We start from the raw sequence: 16313 nt of genomic DNA on the forward strand, positions 1-16313 counted from the left end.
TCGCCATTTTTGTAAAACAATTTCTGCAAAGCTCTGAAGGGCGGGAGAAGTCTGGCGCGGAGGATAGCAGCCTGTCAGGGGGTGTCAATGGTCGAAACGCCCCCGAGGAGAAAAAACAGAAATATCACTCGCCGTGATGCCAGACGGCCCGACTGTTTAACACCTTCAGCGTGGCGAAATCTTCACAAAAATCAATGGCGCTCCAGCATCCTTGCTCAACCCTGAAATGCCATAATGAGGCGGCGGGCATGGACAATAATCGCGCGATCATGAGACTCAGAACCCCCTGGTGGCTCACGACCAGCAGGTTTTTATTATCTTTATAATCAGTAAGTTGTGCAATAAAACGCTCTACGCGTTGTGAGAACGCCTGGAAGCCTTCCCCATTGGTCGGGACGGCGTTCTGCCAGTCGGTGCACCAGGCCGCGTAACTTGCCGCGTCTTCGCGGCTCAGATCGCGGTGATGACGCATCTCCCAGTCGCCAAAAAACATCTCGTTAAGCTCCGGGAACAGGCGCTGCGGTACGTCGCGGTCGTGAAGCACCAGCCGCGCCGTGTGGCGGGCGCGTTCCAGTTCGCTACAGAATACGTTGTCAAAGGGGACATTGCGCAGCAGATTATTCAGCGTTTGCGCCTGGGCTATCCCTTTTTCTGTCAGCGGAGTGGGGGCGTGGCCGCTGTATAATCCGGCTACATTGGCTTCGGTTTCCCCATGACGAACTAACCAGAGTCGCATGTTTTTCCTCGTGATACGTATTCGCGCAAAATATGATATTCACCCTGATTGCGCAGCGCTTTTTCACTAAAATAGACTTTTTATCGGAGGCAAGATGCCTTTACTGAAGAGTGCGCATGGCGGTAACACCCGGGAAGCCGCCGCATTGTTGGGCATCTCGCCTGAACAGTTGCTGGATTTTAGCGCAAATATTAATCCTCTGGGTATGCCAGGGCGCTTAAAACGCGCGCTTATCGACAATCTTACCTGCGCGGAGCGGTATCCTGATGTGGATTATCAGCATTTGCACCAGGCGCTGGCGCAGCACCATCAGATCCCCGCGTCATGGCTCCTGGCCGGAAATGGCGAGACGGAATCCATCTTCACGCTGGTTCACGGGCTGAAGCCGCGTCATGCCATGATCGTCACGCCGGGCTTTGCCGAGTATCGCCGTGCGCTACAGTGGGGCGCGTGTGAGATACATGAATTTGCGCTTCGCGAAGCCGATGGCTGGCAACTCACGGACGCCATTCTGAATGCGCTGACCCCGGAACTGGACTGCCTGTTTCTCTGTACGCCAAATAATCCAACCGGACTCCTGCCTGCTCGCGAACTGTTACTGGCTATTGCGGAGCGCTGTAAGACGCAGGGGATCGCGCTGATCCTGGATGAGGCGTTTATCGATTTTATTCCGGGTGAAGAGGGCTTTATTCCGTTGTTGCAGGGCAACCCGCATATCTGGGTGCTGCGTTCGCTCACCAAATTTTACGCCATTCCGGGGCTGCGGCTGGGCTATCTGGTGAACAGCGACGAGCAGGCGGTCGCGCGAATGAGAGCGCAACAGATGCCCTGGTCAATCAACGCGTTTGCGGCGCTGGCCGGAGAAGTTATCTTGCAGGATGCCGCCTATCACCAGGCGACCTGGCAGTGGCTGGCGGAGGAGGGACAGCGCTTCCGTCAGCGGTTACATGCGTTTCCTGAGCTAACGGTTTATCCCGGTCGGGCGAATTATCTTTTATTACGCTGTGAGCGGGAAGGTCTGGATTTGCAACGCGCCTTGCTGGAGAAGCACATTCTGATCCGCAGCTGTGCTAACTATCCGGGGCTTGACGCGCGTTATTACCGGGTGGCGATTCGCAGTCAGGAAGAGAACAGCCGCCTGCTGACGGCGCTGGCGGAAGTCTTTACCGATACAACCCTTGCTGGTTGATGTAGTTCAGGACGGATTCCGGCATGAGATCGTCGCACGGTTCGCCTTTCTCCAGCCGCTCGCGGATAAGGGTGGCGGAAATATTGAACCAGGGCGTTTCAGCCAGATAAATTTTACCCGCCGGGAGCGCGTGCAGATCGTCCGGCGTATGGGTTAAATGGCGCTCCAGCCACTGCTGATGTTGCTCTTTCACCATCTCAAGCGGGTAGCCGGGGCGTCGGCAAACGATCAGGTGAGTGTTGTCCAGAATGGTTTCATAGTCGTGCCAGGTCGGGAACGTCAGTAAGGAGTCCTGGCCGATGATAAACGCCAGCGGCGCGTCCGGGCCTTGCTCTTCCCGCCACTCTTTCAGCGTTTGCGCGGTGTAAGAGGCGGTATCGCGTTTGAGTTCGCGCTCATCCAGGATAAACAGCGGTTTGTCGGCGATAGCCAGCTCAAGCATATATTTACGCTGTGCGCTGGACGCTTCAGGCTGTGGACGATGAGGCGGTACGTTATTGGGCATGATAATCACCCGCGACAGGCCAATCAGATTGGCCAGCGTTTCCACGGGCTTGAGATGACCATAATGCACGGGATCAAAGGTGCCGCCGAACAGAGCCTGTAACGATTTCATATCAACCATCAATAAAAACATCTGCCAGCGCTTTGTGGCAGAGAAGAAGAGAAAGCCCCTCCAGCTCAGCCCACACTGACTGTCCATAATCTTGTTTTAGCGTAATTTCCGTCCGCGTCAACAGTTGCACTGCCTGGCGAAGCTGGGTTTGCTGGAGGCGATTCAACGCATCGCCAATCATGCCGCGACGGTTTTGCCATACCCGATGTTTATCAAACAGCGTGCGCAGAGGCGTATGGGCGGATTGCCGTTTAAGGTTAACCAGCATCAGTAATTCGCGTTGCAGGGTGCGCAGCAGGATCACGGGCTCACTGCCCTCAAGGCGCAGTTGCTGCAAAATATGCAGGGCGCGTTTGCTTTTGCCCATCAATAACGCATCCACCCAATGGTATGGCGTGAAGTGCGCCGCGTCGTTGACGGCCTGCTCTACGCGTGGAAGCGTGAGCTTACCGTCAGGCCAGAGGAGTGAAAGCCGCTCCAGCGCCTGCGCCAGCGCCAGCAGGTTGCCTTCGTAGCAATAACACAGCAGCTGATTCGCGGCGTCATCCAGTTGCAAATTATTCTGCTTTGCTCTGGCGGCAACCCAGCGCGGTAGCTGCGCCTGCTCCGGCGTCTGACAGCTTACCTGCACGCCAGTGCCCGCCAGCGAGGTATACCAGGCGGCGTTTTCCTGGGCTTTGGTGAGCTTGTTTCCGCGCACGATCAGCAGCAGGTCGTCATGCAGCAAACCGCTGAGCGTTGCGAGCTGTTCATTGATCGCCGCATTCGGGCCATTTTCCGGTAGCAATAACAGCAGCGTTTGACGGCTGGCAAACAGGCTCATTGCCTGACACTGTGAGAACAGAGTTCCCCAGTCGGTGCTGGTGTCGATCGTAAAGGCGTGGTGTTCTTCGAACCCTTGCGCAGCGGCCGTCAGACGAATAGCGTCCTGGCTTTCCTGCAACAAGAGAGGGTCGTTGCCCAGGAGCAAATACGCCGCGCGCAGCCCTTCATTGAGCTGTGCGCGGAGTTGTTCAGGGTACAACCGGATCATCAGTTACCCAGCGTGGTGGACACGCGTGCCGGGGAAGATGCTGGCGTCGCCGTGGTATTTTCAGCGGCGTCCGCGTTTTCCTGGGATGACTGAGCATCAGCGACATGGATACTCGGCAGCTTGCGAATCAACTGTTCGGCCGCTTTGTCATACATCTCTTTGATGATCATATCCTGTTCATTATCCTTCGCCAGCGCGGTTTGCGGGTTATCAAAGAATGAACGGTACACTTTCGTGCTGATCGGATAAATATCATGACCCGGGATCAGAACGCTTGCACTGACGCTCATGACCATCTGGTATTCCGCCGTACGGCCATCCTGGAACACGGAGGCGGTATCTTTAGAGATACTGGTCCGGCCAAGGCGCAGTGACGGAACATCCTGGCGCGTTGTATCTTTTTCAAGCAATTCAATATTGTTAAGACGCAGTTGGTTACGTACCGCCCGGCTTAATGGTCCATTCGGATCGCTTGTATCAAGAATCATAGTTTTCATCGTGCTGGGTACCTGCGTAGTGCTACGCAGGTGCCAGCCGCACCCAGCGGTGACCAGCACCGCCAGGGATAACAACAATGTTGTCAGATGTCGCACGCTTCCTCCCGCGCTTAGCCAACGACCAAATTGAGGAGTTTACCCGGAACGTAAATCACTTTACGCACGGTAACGCCATCAAGATATTTTGCGACCAAATGTTCCTGGCCAGCACGTTCACGAACCTGTTCTTCAGTGGCGTTCACCGGTACGGTGATTTTGCCACGGACTTTACCGTTCACCTGAACCACAACCAACGTAGAGTCTTCTACCATTGCTTTGTCGTCAGCGACCGGCCACGGCGCGTTATCGATATCGCCTTCGCCTTTCAGCGCTTCCCACAGCGTGAAGCAAGCATGTGGGGTGAACGGGTTGAGCATACGCACGACAGCCAGCAGCGCTTCCTGCATCAGGGCGCGATCCTGCTCGCCTTCCTGCGGCGCTTTCGCCAGTTTGTTCATCAGCTCCATAATTGCGGCAATCGCGGTGTTGAAGGTCTGACGGCGGCCGATATCATCGGTCACTTTCGCGATGGTTTTGTGGACGTCGCGACGCAGCGCTTTCTGATCTTCGCTCAGCGCATCAACGTTCAGTGCCGCAACCTCGCCTTTCGCGGTGTGCTCATAGACCAGTTTCCAGACGCGCTTCAGGAAGCGGTTTGCCCCTTCCACGCCAGATTCCTGCCATTCCAGCGTCATATCGGCTGGAGAAGCAAACATCATGAACAGACGCACGGTGTCCGCGCCGTAACGCTCAACCATTACCTGCGGGTCGATGCCGTTGTTTTTGGACTTGGACATCTTGCTCATGCCGGTGTACACCAGCTCATGGCCCGCCGCGTCTTTCGCCTTAACGATGCGGCCTTTCTCGTCGCGCTCAACGATGGCATCAACCGGGGAAACCCAGTTACGCTCGCCGTTTTCGCCTACATAGTAGAATGCGTCTGCCAGCACCATACCCTGGCACAGTAGCTGTTTCGCCGGTTCGTCAGAGTTCACCATGCCCGCGTCGCGCATCAGCTTGTGGAAGAAGCGGAAGTAGAGCAGGTGCATGATCGCGTGTTCAATACCGCCGATGTAGATATCGACCGGCAGCCAGTAATTTGCTGCTTCCGGGTCCAGCATCCCTTCGTTGTACTGCGGGCAGGTGTAGCGCGCGTAGTACCAGGAGGACTCCATAAAGGTGTCAAAGGTGTCGGTTTCACGCAGCGCAGGCTGACCGTTAACGGTGGTTTTCGCCCACTCAGGATCGGCTTTGATCGGGCTGGTGATGCCGTCCATGACGACGTCTTCCGGCAGGATGACCGGCAGTTGATCTTCCGGGGTCGGCAGAACGGTGCCGTCTTCCAGAGTCACCATCGGAATCGGCGCGCCCCAGTAACGCTGACGGGAAACGCCCCAGTCGCGCAGACGGTAGTTGACTTTTCGCTCGCCGACGCCTTTTGCCGCCAGTTTATCGGCAATCGCGTTGAAGGCGTCTTCAAAGCCCAGACCGTTAAATTCGCCGGAGTTAAACAGTACGCCTTTCTCGGTCAGCGCCTGCTCGGACAGATCCGGTTCAGAGCCGTCCGCCGCCAGGATAACCGGCTTGATGGTCAGGCCATATTTGGTGGCAAATTCATAGTCACGCTGATCGTGGCCCGGAACGGCCATGACCGCACCGGTACCGTATTCCATCAGCACGAAGTTGGCGGCCCATACCGGGATCGCTTCGCCGGTCAGTGGGTGAATGGCTTTAAAACCGGTGTCGACGCCTTTTTTCTCCATCGTCGCCATATCGGCTTCCGCCACTTTGGTGTTGCGGCATTCGTCGATAAAGGCAGCCAGTTCCGGGTTGTTGGCAGCCGCTTTCTGCGCCAGCGGGTGACCTGCGGCAACCGCCAGGTAAGTGGCGCCCATGAACGTGTCTGGACGCGTGGTGTACACCGTCAGCGTATTGTCGTAGCCGTTCACGTCAAAAGTGATCTCGACGCCTTCAGAACGGCCGATCCAGTTGCGCTGCATGGTTTTAACGGTGTCTGGCCAGTGATCCAGTTTATCCAGATCGTTCAGCAGTTCGTCAGCGTAGGCGGTGATCTTAATGAACCACTGCGGGATCTCTTTACGCTCAACTTTGGTGTCGCAGCGCCAGCAGCAGCCGTCGATAACCTGCTCGTTCGCCAGTACGGTCTGGTCGTTCGGGCACCAGTTCACCGCAGAGGTCTTTTTGTACACCAGGCCTTTTTTATACAGCTCGGTGAAGAATTTCTGCTCCCAGCGGTAGTATTCCGGGGTGCAGGTCGCCAGCTCGCGGCTCCAGTCATAGCCGAAGCCCAGCATTTTGAGCTGGTTTTTCATGTAGGCGATGTTGTCATAGGTCCACGGCGCCGGCGCCGTGTTGTTTTTCACCGCCGCGCCTTCAGCAGGCAGGCCGAAAGCATCCCAGCCGATGGGCTGTAGAACGTTTTTACCCAGCATGCGCTGGTAGCGGGCAATCACATCACCGATGGTGTAGTTACGCACATGGCCCATGTGTAGTCGACCAGAAGGATAGGGAAGCATCGACAGGCAGTAATACTTCTCTTTGCTCTCGTCTTCGGTTACTTCAAAGGTGCGCTTCTCGTCCCAGTGTTGCTGGACTTTTGATTCTATCTCTTCCGGGCGGTATTGCTCTTGCATGGCAGCCAGTGGTCCTGTTTTCATTACGGCTACAAACGTAGCGTTAGATGTGGTGTTTCAGATCCGCATAGCATAGCCCAAACGCCCGCGCCAAAACAGCCTTTCGCGCATTCTGCATTGAATTCCCGCCATGCTAATCCTTGCATGAATTTACACAGTCTGTGGGCGGTCTTGCAAAGCGCGGCGTAAATAACGTCTATTATTATAGACAGTTAACGACCCAGGAGGCGAAGCGATGAACAAGGTTGCTCAATATTACCGTGAACTGGTGACGTCATTAAGCGAACGCCTGCGTAATGGCGAACGCGATATTGACGCGCTGGTGGAACAGGCGCGTCAGAGCGTAATGAAAGCAGGGGAGTTAACGCGAATTGAGGTGGACGAACTGACGCGCGCCGTCAGACGCGACCTGGAAGAGTTCGCCATGAGCTACGAGGAGAGCCAGGAAGAGGAGAGCGACAGCGTCTTTATGCGGGTGATTAAAGAGAGCCTCTGGCAGGAGCTGGCGGACATCACCGACAAAACGCAACTGGAGTGGCGCGAAGTGTTCCAGGATCTCAATCACCACGGGGTCTACCACAGCGGCGAGGTGGTCGGCTTGGGCAACCTTGTGTGCGAGAAGTGTCATTACCATTTAGCGGTGTATACGCCGGATGTACTGCCGCTGTGCCCGAAATGCGGCCACGACCAGTTCCAGCGCAGACCGTTTGAGCCGTAATCGGCAGTGCCGGATGGCGACGCGAAGCGTCTTGTCCGGCCTACAAATTGTACGCTGATGTAGGCCGGATAAGCGTTAGCGCCATCCGGCTGGTTATGATGCGTAGAACGCCAGCCTCTCCGCCAGCAAATCCACAAAGCCCTGCCGGTCGATATCGACCATCACCGTCGCATTCGGTTTATTCCCCGTCAGGAAGTAATAATCCACGACCGTCATTCCCTGGGTGTATTTCCCCTGAGTCTCCACGCCGACCCAACGTTCAACGGTGGTGAAAAGCTCGGGTTTTAGCAGCCAGGCGATGGTGCAAGGGTCATGCAACGGCGCGCCGATAAAGCCCCACTTTTCGTCTTTGTGATATTCGAGGAAGAAATCCAGCAGCTCCGCCACGATCGTGGAAACAGGATTGCCTATCGCCCGGAAACGCTCGGTATCTTCAGCGTGAATCTGCGCTTTGTGCGTTACGTCCAGCCCGGCCATCACCACGGGAATCCCTGACTGGAAAACAATCTCTGCCGCTTCGGGGTCGACGTAAATATTGAATTCTGCCGCTGGCGTCCAGTTACCTAATCCCATCGCGCCGCCCATGATCACAATACGGGCGATTTTACGGTGCAATTCTGGATGGCTGTTCAGCAGCAAGGCGACGTTGGTTTGCGGCCCGGTGGCGACGATGGTTACCGGTTCCGGGCTTTCGCGCAGGGTTTTCGCCATCAGCTCAACGGCGGTGCAGGTCTGCGGCGCAAATGACGGCTCCGGTAGCGCCGGGCCGTCCAGTCCGCTTTCGCCGTGTACGTTATCGGCGATGATCAGATCGCGCATCAGCGGTTTTATCGCGCCACCCGCGACAGGAATATCGTTACGCCCCAGTAGCGTCAGCATACGCAATACGTTACGCAGCGTTTTGTCAGGCGTCTGGTTACCGGCGGAAGAGGTGATCGCTTTCACATCCAGTTCAGGCGATGCGAGGGCGAGAACAATTGCGATGGCGTCGTCATGACCTGGATCGCAATCAAAAAGGACTGGAAGTGCCATTGTTGCTCCTTGTAAGTGGTACTTTGTGACAAGGGTAACGCCGGGATGAGTGCGATTCGAGATATGAAGAGATAAAGCGTGATATGGCGCGCACTCTGTCGTGCGCGCCGGGAGGATTAATGCAGGATTTTCGCCAGGAAGTCTTTGGCGCGGTCCGATTTCGGGTTGGCGAAGAACTCCTCTTTCGGTGAGTCTTCGACAATTTTCCCCTCGTCCATAAAGATCACCCGATTGGCCACCTTACGGGCAAAGCCCATTTCGTGGGTGACGACCATCATGGTCATCCCTTCGTTTGCCAGCTCGACCATAACGTCCAGCACTTCGTTGATCATTTCAGGATCGAGTGCGGATGTCGGTTCATCAAACAGCATAGCGATAGGGTCCATGCACAGCGCGCGCGCGATTGCCACACGCTGTTGCTGCCCGCCGGAAAGCTGCGCCGGGAACTTATTGGCATGGGCCGAAAGTCCTACGCGCTCAAGCAACTTCTGCGCTTTTTCACGGGCGGGCGCTTTGCCGCGTTTGAGCACTTTCACCTGCGCCAGCGTCAGGTTTTCAATGATCGACAGATGTGGGAATAGTTCAAAGTGCTGGAACACCATTCCGACCCGCGAGCGGAGCTTCGCCAGATCCGTTTTTTTGTCATTCACTTTGGTGCCGTCAACGGTGATTTCACCCTGTTGCACCGGTTCCAGTCCGTTCACCGTTTTGATCAGGGTCGATTTACCGGAACCCGACGGGCCGCAGACCACCACCACTTCACCTTTTTTCACTTCCGTGGAGCAGTCGGTCAGCACCTGAAAGTGACCATACCATTTAGAAACATTTTTCAGGGTAATCATTAAACTGTCCTTTTCTTCAAATAGCTGACCAACAACGACGCGCTCAGGCTGATAACAAAGTAGACGGCACCGGCAAACAGGATCATTTCGACCTGCGTACCATCACGCTCGCCAATGGTGGTGGCGGTGCGGAAGAAATCCGCGAGGCTTAACACGTAAACCAGGGAGGTATCCTGGAACAGTACGATACCCTGGGTAAGCAGCAGCGGCACCATCGCACGGAACGCCTGCGGCAGGATGATGAGCTTCATCGACTGCCAGTGGGTCATCCCCAGCGCCAGCGCAGCGCTGGACTGCCCGCGTGAAATGCTCTGAATACCCGCACGGATAATCTCCGAGTAATACGCCGCTTCAAACATGGAAAACGCGACCATCGCTGAAATCAGGCGAATATCCGTTTTGGGCGAAATACCCAGTACGTCCTGCAACAGCCCCGGCACAATCAGGTAGAACCATAGCAGCACCATCACCAGCGGGATGGAGCGGAAAACGTTGACGTAAGCTTTCGCAAACCAGGCGACAGGGGCGAAACTTGAGAGACGCATTACCGCCAGAATAGTGCCCCAGAGAATCCCGATCACCACGGCGGTGACGGTAATTTTCAGGGTGATCACCAGCCCGGCCAGCAAGTACGGCATGGAAGGAACGATCGAACTCCAGTCAAACTCGTACATTATTTGCCTCCCATATTGCCAGGCAGGCGGACTTTACGTTCCACCAGATTCATCACCAGCATAATGACGGCATTAATCAGCACGTAGGCCAGCGTAATCGCGGTGAACGACTCCCAGGCGTGGGCGGAGTAATCCAGCAGCTTGCCCGCCTGCGCCGCCATATCCACCAGACCAATGGTCGATGCGATGGCGGAGTTTTTCACCAGGTTCATCATTTCCGAGGTCATCGGCGGGACAATCACCCGATAGGCGTTCGGTAGCAGAACATAGCGATAAGCCTGAGGCAGCGTCAGCCCCATCGCCAGCGCAGCGTTTTTCTGCCCGCGAGGCAGCGACTGAATCGCGGCGCGTACCTGCTCGCAGACGCGCGCAGCGGTAAACAGCCCCAGACAGATCATTGATGAGAGGAAAAATTGAATGTTCGGGTCCAGTTCCGCCTTGAACCACATGCCGATATTTTCCGGCAACAGCTCAGGCACGACCAGATACCAGGTAAAGAACTGAACAATCAGCGGGACGTTACGAAACAGTTCCACGTAAAGCGTCCCCATTCCTGAGAGGAAGCGGTTAGGTACAGTACGTAAAATGCCGAATAACGAGCCGACGAGGAAAGCAATAATCCAGGCGGTGATGGATAACGCGACGGTGACCTGGAAGCCGCTCCAGAGCCAGCCGAGATACGTGGTGTTGCCGAACGGGGCTTGTTGTAAAAAAATCCCCCAGTTCCAGTCTATTGACATAAATCTACTCCAGAAAAAAAAGGGTAGCAGCGCTACCCTCGAAGATTGTTATCCAGCGTTTTGCGGTTTTCAGGCCTGATGGGGAACGACCATCAGGCTTATAGTCTGTCCGTGCTGAATGACAATCGAGAGGGCAAGGAGATCCCGCCCCATTTATTTTAGTTAGTTAAGTGCTTTGTCATTCGGTTCTTTGAACAGCGCCTTCATCTCGTCGGACAGTTCGAAATTCATGTTCAGGTTTTTCGGCGGGATTGGGTTTTTAAACCACTTATCAAACCATTTTTCCGCTTCGCCTGAGGTCTGCACCTGGGCAATCGTGTCATCTACCAGCGTTTTAAACTCAGGATCGTTTTTACGCAGCATACAGCCGTAGGCTTCCTGAGATTGCGGCTTACCGACGATCTCCCAGTTGTCTGGTTTTTTGGCTTTCGCACGTTCACCCGCCAGCAGGGCATCATCCATCATAAAGGCGACGGCGCGACCGCTTTCCAGCGTACGGAAGGAGTCGCCGTGGTCTTTCGCGCTGATAATGCGCATATTCATTTTTTGTTCTTCATTCAGCTTGTGCAGCAGAATTTCAGAGGTGGTACCGGAGGTGACCACGACCGCTTTTCCTTTCAGGTCCGGGAAGTCTTTAATATCGCCGTCTTTTTTCGCCAGCAGACGCGTACCGACGATGAAAATGGTGTCAGAGAACGCAGCTTGTTTCTGGCGTTCGACGTTGTTGGTGGTGGAGCCACATTCAAAGTCGAAGGTTCCGTTCTGCAACAGCGGAATACGGTTCTGGGAGGTAATTGGGATCAACTTCACCTGCAGGTCAGGTTTGTTAAGCTTTTTCTTCACGGCTTCAACGATGGCGTTGGAGTAGTCCTGTGAATAACCGACCACTTTTTGCTGGTTGTCGTAGTAAGAGAACGGCACGGAGGACTCGCGGTGGCCAACGACGATAATGCCATTCTTCGCGATTTTATCCAGCGTACTGCCCGCCGCCGGCGCGGCGTCTTCCGCGTGTGCCAGACCGGCAGACATTCCCATGACCAGCATTGCTGTGGCTAGCTTACGTAATTGCATATCCAACTCCTTTATCGTCTGCGCCATCGACGCATTGATACCCATTGTGAGTGTTTGTGTTGTTATCGTCTGCAACTTGAGCGTGCAGTGTTATGCGTGTTTGTTAACATTTAGTTTGGCTGAATGTAAAGATTTTGCTGCTTTATTGTTTATTTTTGCGAAGTGCGCCGCACCGTTTAGAGGCAAAAATCTTTCATTGCACTGTTTGGGTGCTACCGATGATCGATATTGGTGCGACCAGGTTGCACATATAGCCAAAACAAGGTTTACCTTGTTTAACAAAGCAATAGGCGTGCCAGAATGGAGGGATATAGCCAGGCCGGGTAAGACGCATCGCGTCTTACCCGGTAATAAGGGAGATTATTTACGACGCTGACGCAGGCTCATCACCACGGCGCCAAAGCCCATCAGCGCGGTGAGCAACCATAACGGCCAGTTGCCGGTACGGGCATAAGGCGTTAAACCACGGGTTGGCGTAACGTGGGTGGTCAACACGTCGCGGGTAAACTGCGGGATCATCGCCTGAATTTCACCCTGCGGGCCAATGACTGCCGTAATGCCGTTGTTGGTGCTGCGCAACAGCGGGCGCGCCAGCTCCAGAGAACGCATTCTCGCCATCTGGAAGTGCTGCCACGGGCCGATAGATTTTCCGAACCAGGCGTCGTTAGAGATGGTCAGCAGATAGTCAGTGTCCGGGCGGAAATTGTCCCGAACCTGTTCACCCAGAATGATTTCGTAGCAAATCGCCGCCGTCAGTTTAAAGCCATGCGCATGCAGCTGTGGCTGTATGTACGGCCCACGGCTGAATGAGGACATCGGCAGGTCAAAGAACGGCGCTAACGGGCGCAGAATCGACTCCAGCGGCACGAACTCGCCAAACGGCACCAGGTGGTTTTTGTTGTAGCGATTGCTGGAATCGTAGTTGTACGGGCTGTCTTTACCCAGCGTGATAATCGTGTTGTAGGTGTCGTAGCGGTTCTGCTTGTTCAGACGCGCATCGACGATGCCGGTAATCAACGTGCTGTTTTTGGATTTCAGCAGATCGTCCATCATGCCCAGAAAACGCTGCTGATTAATCTCCAGATCGGGAATGGCGGACTCTGGCCAGATAATCAGTTGCGATTTACCCATTTCCGGCTGGGTGGCGTCGAGATAGATTTTCAGCGTATTGATAAGCTGACTCTCATCCCACTTCAGCGATTGGGGAATGTCGCCCTGAACCAGCGAGACCTGCGTTGTTTTTTCCGGCTCCAGCGTATACCACTGGATGTAACGCAGCGGGAAGGGCAGGGCAAATAACACCAGCGCGGCGACCAGAGGACGCCAGTTGCGGGTGACTGCCGCCAGCACCAGTAGGCCGCTGACCATCATCAGCAGGAAGTTGATGGCCTCAACGCCCATCACCGGCGCCAGCCCCTTCAGCGGGCCGTCAATCTGGCTATAGCCGAACTGTAGCCACGGGAAGCCGGTCAGTACCCAGCCACGCAGAAACTCGGTGATTTGCCAGACTACGGGGGCGGCGATCGCCACGCGCAGCCAGGTGGTTTTCGGCCACAGACGCGACAGAATACCGGCAAACAGGCCCGTGTAGAGGGAAAGGTATGCGGCAAGCAGCACCACAAGAAAGACGTTTATCGGGCCGGGCATACCGCCGAACTGCGCGATACTAACGTAGACCCAGTTGATGCCGGAGCCAAAGAGTCCCAGCCCCCAGAAGTAGCCGATAGCAGCCGACTGGAGCGGGCGGCGGTGTAAGGTTAACGCCTGTAGGCCCATAAGCGAGATAAGCGCGGCGGGCCAGACGTCATACGGAGAAAAAGCCAGCGTTCCGCAGGCGCCGAATAATAACGCCAGCAGCAGGCGAATGCGCTGGCGTTCAATCAGTGAGGCAAATGCCATTTAGTCTTTAGTCCACTTTTGGTTTTATTCGTCCAGTTTAGGCTGGGGCGAGTCATCCGGTATTCTGACATGAACCTGAATAATACGACGGCTGTCGGCCATAGCGACTTTGAACTGGTAACCATCAATGTCAATGGTTTCACCGCGCGCAGGCAGATGACCGAACGCCTGCATCACCAGACCGCCAATGGTATCGACCTCTTCATCGCTGAAGCTGGTGCCGAAGGCTTCGTTGAAGTCTTCAATCGGTGCGAGAGCGCGAATGGTCCAGGTGTGGCGACTGAGCTGACGGAAGTCGATATCGTCTTCTTCATCATACTCGTCTTCAATTTCACCCACGATCAGTTCGAGAATGTCTTCAATGGTCACCAGACCCGACACCCCGCCAAACTCGTCGATAACGATCGCCATATGGTAACGCTGGGAACGGAACTCTTTGAGCATACGGTCAACGCGCTTACTCTCCGGGACAACAACGGCCTGGCGTAACACTTTTTCCATGCTGAAGGCTTCGGCATCGCTGCGCATAAACGGCAGCAGATCCTTCGCCATCAGAATCCCTTCAATGTGATCTTTGTCTTCGCTGATGACCGGGAAACGCGAGTGTGCTGACTCAATGATGACATCAAGGCACTCATCCAGCGTCTGGTTGCGTTTCAGGGTAATCATCTGGGAGCGGGGGATCATGATGTCGCGAACGCGCTGGTCCGCAATGTCCATCACCCCTTCGAGCATATCGCGCGTATCTTCATCGATAAGGTCGTTCTGCCCGGAATCACGGATCAGCGCCAGCAGTTCGTCACGGTTTTTGGGTTCACCGTGGAAAAGTTGGCTCAGTAACAGGGAAAAAAATCCCTTTTTGCTGTTTAACGTGTCACTACTGTGTGAATTGTCGTCGCTCATGGCGTCGTATGGGTTCTCATGTTGGTTAATAGGTCGCTCGTCATGCATATACTTAACGGCTGACGGCATGTTTGTTCATCGTACTTAGTCTTTCTCGGAAATGTACGGGTCCTCATAGCCCAGAGCAAGCATAATCTCTGTTTCGAGGGCTTCCATCTCTTCCGCTTCATCATCTTCGATATGGTCGTAGCCCAGCAAATGCAGGCTGCCGTGCACGACCATATGCGCCCAGTGGGCCTCCAGCGGCTTATCTTGTTCTTTCGCTTCTTGCTCCACCACCTGGCGGCAGATGATCAGATCGCCCAGCAGCGGCATCTCCATACCTGGCGGCGCTTCAAACGGGAAAGAGAGCACGTTGGTTGGCTTATCTTTCCCGCGGTAGGTCAGGTTAAGATCGTGGCTTTCGGCCTCATCCACCAGGCGAATCGTCACTTCTGATTCTTCCTGAAACTGTGGGATCACCGCATTCAGCCACGTCTGAAACTGGCTCTCTTCCGGCAGGCCGGAATGGTCTTCACATGCCAGTTGTAAATCGAGGATCACCTGACTCATTTTTGTTCCTGCTCCTGCGCTTCACGCTTACGTTCTGCCGCCAGCGCTGCCTTGCGTTTTTGCTCCGCTTCTTCCCAGGCTTCATAGGCGTTAACGATACGGGCAACCACCGGATGGCGCACCACGTCTTCGCTGTGGAAGAAGTTAAAGCTGATCTCTTCGACTTCCGCCAGCACCTCTATCGCATGGCGCAGGCCAGACTTCGTATTGCGCGGCAGGTCAATCTGCGTGACGTCGCCGGTAATGACCGCTTTCGAATTAAAGCCGATACGCGTCAGGAACATCTTCATCTGTTCGATGGTGGTGTTCTGGCTCTCATCGAGAATAATAAAGGCGTCGTTCAGCGTACGACCGCGCATATAGGCCAGCGGCGCGACTTCAATGACGTTGCGCTCAATCAGCTTTTCTACTTTCTCGAAGCCGAGCATCTCAAACAGCGCGTCGTACAGCGGGCGAAGATACGGGTCGACCTTCTGGCTCAGGTCGCCTGGCAGAAAGCCCAGTTTTTCCCCGGCTTCCACCGCCGGACGGGTCAGCAGAATACGACGAATTTCCTGACGCTCAAGAGCGTCCACGGCGGCGGCAACGGCGAGGTAGGTTTTCCCCGTACCGGCAGGGCCAACGCCGAAAGTAATGTCGTGATCGAGAATGTTGGCGATGTACTGCGCCTGATTCGGCGTGCGCGGCTTAATCACGCCACGCTTGGTTTTAATATTTATCGCCTTGCCATAGTCAGGAACGCTCTCCGCGCTTTGTTCCAGCACGCGCGCTTCTTTAATCGCAAGGTGGATTTGTTCCGGCTCGATGTCCTGAATCTGACCGCGCATCGGGGCGGTATCGACGTACAGGCTGCGCAGGATATCTACCGCGGCGGTGACGCAAATCGGGCGACCGGTCAGCTTAAAGTGATTGTCACGACGGTTGATCTCGATGCCGAGACGGCGTTCCAGTTGTTTGATGTTGTCGTCAAACGGGCCGCAAAGGCTCAACAGACGGGCGTTGTCTGCGGGCTCAAGGGTAATTTCGCGAGTGTCTATGTTCAAACTGTTCCTCTTATGCCTGAGTCGCCGGAAAATGAAAATTCACCGGCAGATAAGGAAATTATTCACGCCACGGGA

Annotated in this window: 16 protein-coding genes; 2 read left to right on the forward strand and 14 right to left on the reverse strand. The window is 55.0% G+C overall.

Annotated features, from left to right (window positions below; all coding sequences use genetic code 11):
• Window positions 1-124: 124 nt before the first annotated feature.
• Window positions 125-736: an adenosylcobalamin/alpha-ribazole phosphatase gene (locus OGX80_RS04960; RefSeq protein WP_115181851.1), complete on the reverse strand. Its 612-nt coding sequence runs from the start codon at window positions 734-736 to the stop codon at window positions 125-127.
• A 94-nt stretch (window positions 737-830) separates the two neighbouring features.
• On the opposite strand from OGX80_RS04960, the gene cobD reads away from it, so the two are divergent.
• A complete protein-coding gene (cobD, locus tag OGX80_RS04965) occupies window positions 831-1925 on the forward strand; it encodes a threonine-phosphate decarboxylase CobD (RefSeq protein WP_115181850.1) in 1095 nt (364 codons plus the stop codon).
• On the opposite strand, the gene nadD is transcribed toward cobD, so the two are convergent.
• The 4 genes from nadD to leuS are packed head-to-tail and all read right to left on the reverse strand — an operon-like array spanning window position 1900 to window position 6764.
• The gene (gene nadD / locus OGX80_RS04970) at window positions 1900-2541 is read right to left on the reverse strand and encodes a nicotinate-nucleotide adenylyltransferase (protein WP_024130547.1); all 642 of its coding nucleotides are present in this window, start codon (window positions 2539-2541) and stop codon (window positions 1900-1902) included. The genes cobD and nadD overlap by 26 nt on opposite strands.
• A 1-nt stretch (window position 2542) precedes the next feature.
• Window positions 2543-3574: a DNA polymerase III subunit delta gene (gene holA / locus OGX80_RS04975; RefSeq protein ID WP_012133346.1), complete on the reverse strand. Its 1032-nt coding sequence runs from the start codon at window positions 3572-3574 to the stop codon at window positions 2543-2545.
• On the reverse strand, window positions 3574-4167 hold the full coding sequence (gene lptE / locus OGX80_RS04980) for an LPS assembly lipoprotein LptE (RefSeq protein WP_024130546.1): 594 nt from the start codon (window positions 4165-4167) through the stop codon (window positions 3574-3576). Before lptE ends, holA begins: the two co-directional genes overlap by 1 nt.
• A 14-nt stretch (window positions 4168-4181) precedes the next feature.
• Window positions 4182-6764, reverse strand: coding sequence for a leucine--tRNA ligase (gene leuS / locus OGX80_RS04985; RefSeq protein WP_024130545.1), 2583 nt, complete (start codon window positions 6762-6764; stop codon window positions 4182-4184).
• A gap of 235 nt (window positions 6765-6999) precedes the next feature.
• Between leuS and OGX80_RS04990 the strand changes: the two genes are divergently transcribed.
• Window positions 7000-7482 carry a zinc ribbon-containing protein gene (locus OGX80_RS04990; protein ID WP_012133343.1) on the forward strand — a complete coding sequence of 161 codons (483 nt, stop codon included), beginning with the start codon at window positions 7000-7002 and terminating at the stop codon, window positions 7480-7482.
• 93 nt (window positions 7483-7575) lie between these two features.
• Here the strand turns inward: OGX80_RS04990 and rihA are convergent, their stop codons facing one another.
• The 9 genes from rihA to OGX80_RS05035 all read right to left on the reverse strand — a co-directional run bounded on the left by rihA (window position 7576) and on the right by OGX80_RS05035 (window position 16238).
• Window positions 7576-8514 (reverse strand): pyrimidine-specific ribonucleoside hydrolase RihA, encoded by a 939-nt coding sequence (gene rihA, locus OGX80_RS04995; protein ID WP_115181849.1) that lies wholly within the window; start codon window positions 8512-8514, stop codon window positions 7576-7578.
• Window positions 8515-8630: 116 nt separating this feature from the next.
• Window positions 8631-9356, reverse strand: coding sequence for a glutamate/aspartate ABC transporter ATP-binding protein GltL (gltL, locus tag OGX80_RS05000; RefSeq protein ID WP_012133341.1), 726 nt, complete (start codon window positions 9354-9356; stop codon window positions 8631-8633).
• Window positions 9356-10030, reverse strand: a complete 675-nt coding sequence (gene gltK / locus OGX80_RS05005) for a glutamate/aspartate ABC transporter permease GltK (RefSeq protein ID WP_012133340.1) — start codon at window positions 10028-10030, stop codon at window positions 9356-9358. The genes gltL and gltK overlap by 1 nt, the downstream gene beginning before the upstream one ends.
• Window positions 10030-10770, reverse strand: a complete 741-nt coding sequence (gltJ, locus tag OGX80_RS05010; RefSeq protein WP_012133339.1) for a glutamate/aspartate ABC transporter permease GltJ — start codon at window positions 10768-10770, stop codon at window positions 10030-10032. The genes gltK and gltJ overlap by 1 nt, the downstream gene beginning before the upstream one ends.
• Window positions 10771-10932: 162 nt before the next feature.
• On the reverse strand, window positions 10933-11841 hold the full coding sequence (locus tag OGX80_RS05015) for an amino acid ABC transporter substrate-binding protein (RefSeq protein WP_047458175.1): 909 nt from the start codon (window positions 11839-11841) through the stop codon (window positions 10933-10935).
• Window positions 11842-12201: 360 nt separating this feature from the next.
• A complete protein-coding gene (gene lnt / locus OGX80_RS05020; RefSeq protein ID WP_115181848.1) occupies window positions 12202-13740 on the reverse strand; it encodes an apolipoprotein N-acyltransferase in 1539 nt (512 codons plus the stop codon).
• Window positions 13741-13764: 24 nt separating this feature from the next.
• Window positions 13765-14643, reverse strand: coding sequence for a CNNM family magnesium/cobalt transport protein CorC (gene corC, locus OGX80_RS05025; protein ID WP_024130542.1), 879 nt, complete (start codon window positions 14641-14643; stop codon window positions 13765-13767).
• Between the two features lie 84 nt (window positions 14644-14727).
• Window positions 14728-15195 carry an rRNA maturation RNase YbeY gene (gene ybeY, locus OGX80_RS05030; RefSeq protein ID WP_012133335.1) on the reverse strand — a complete coding sequence of 156 codons (468 nt, stop codon included), beginning with the start codon at window positions 15193-15195 and terminating at the stop codon, window positions 14728-14730.
• A complete protein-coding gene (locus OGX80_RS05035) occupies window positions 15192-16238 on the reverse strand; it encodes a PhoH family protein (RefSeq protein WP_012133334.1) in 1047 nt (348 codons plus the stop codon). Before OGX80_RS05035 ends, ybeY begins: the two co-directional genes overlap by 4 nt.
• Window positions 16239-16313: the final 75 nt, after the last annotated feature.

Origin of the sequence: Citrobacter sp. CK194, assembly GCF_030333395.1 — a bacterium.
Lineage (GTDB): Bacteria > Pseudomonadota > Gammaproteobacteria > Enterobacterales > Enterobacteriaceae > Citrobacter_B > Citrobacter_B koseri.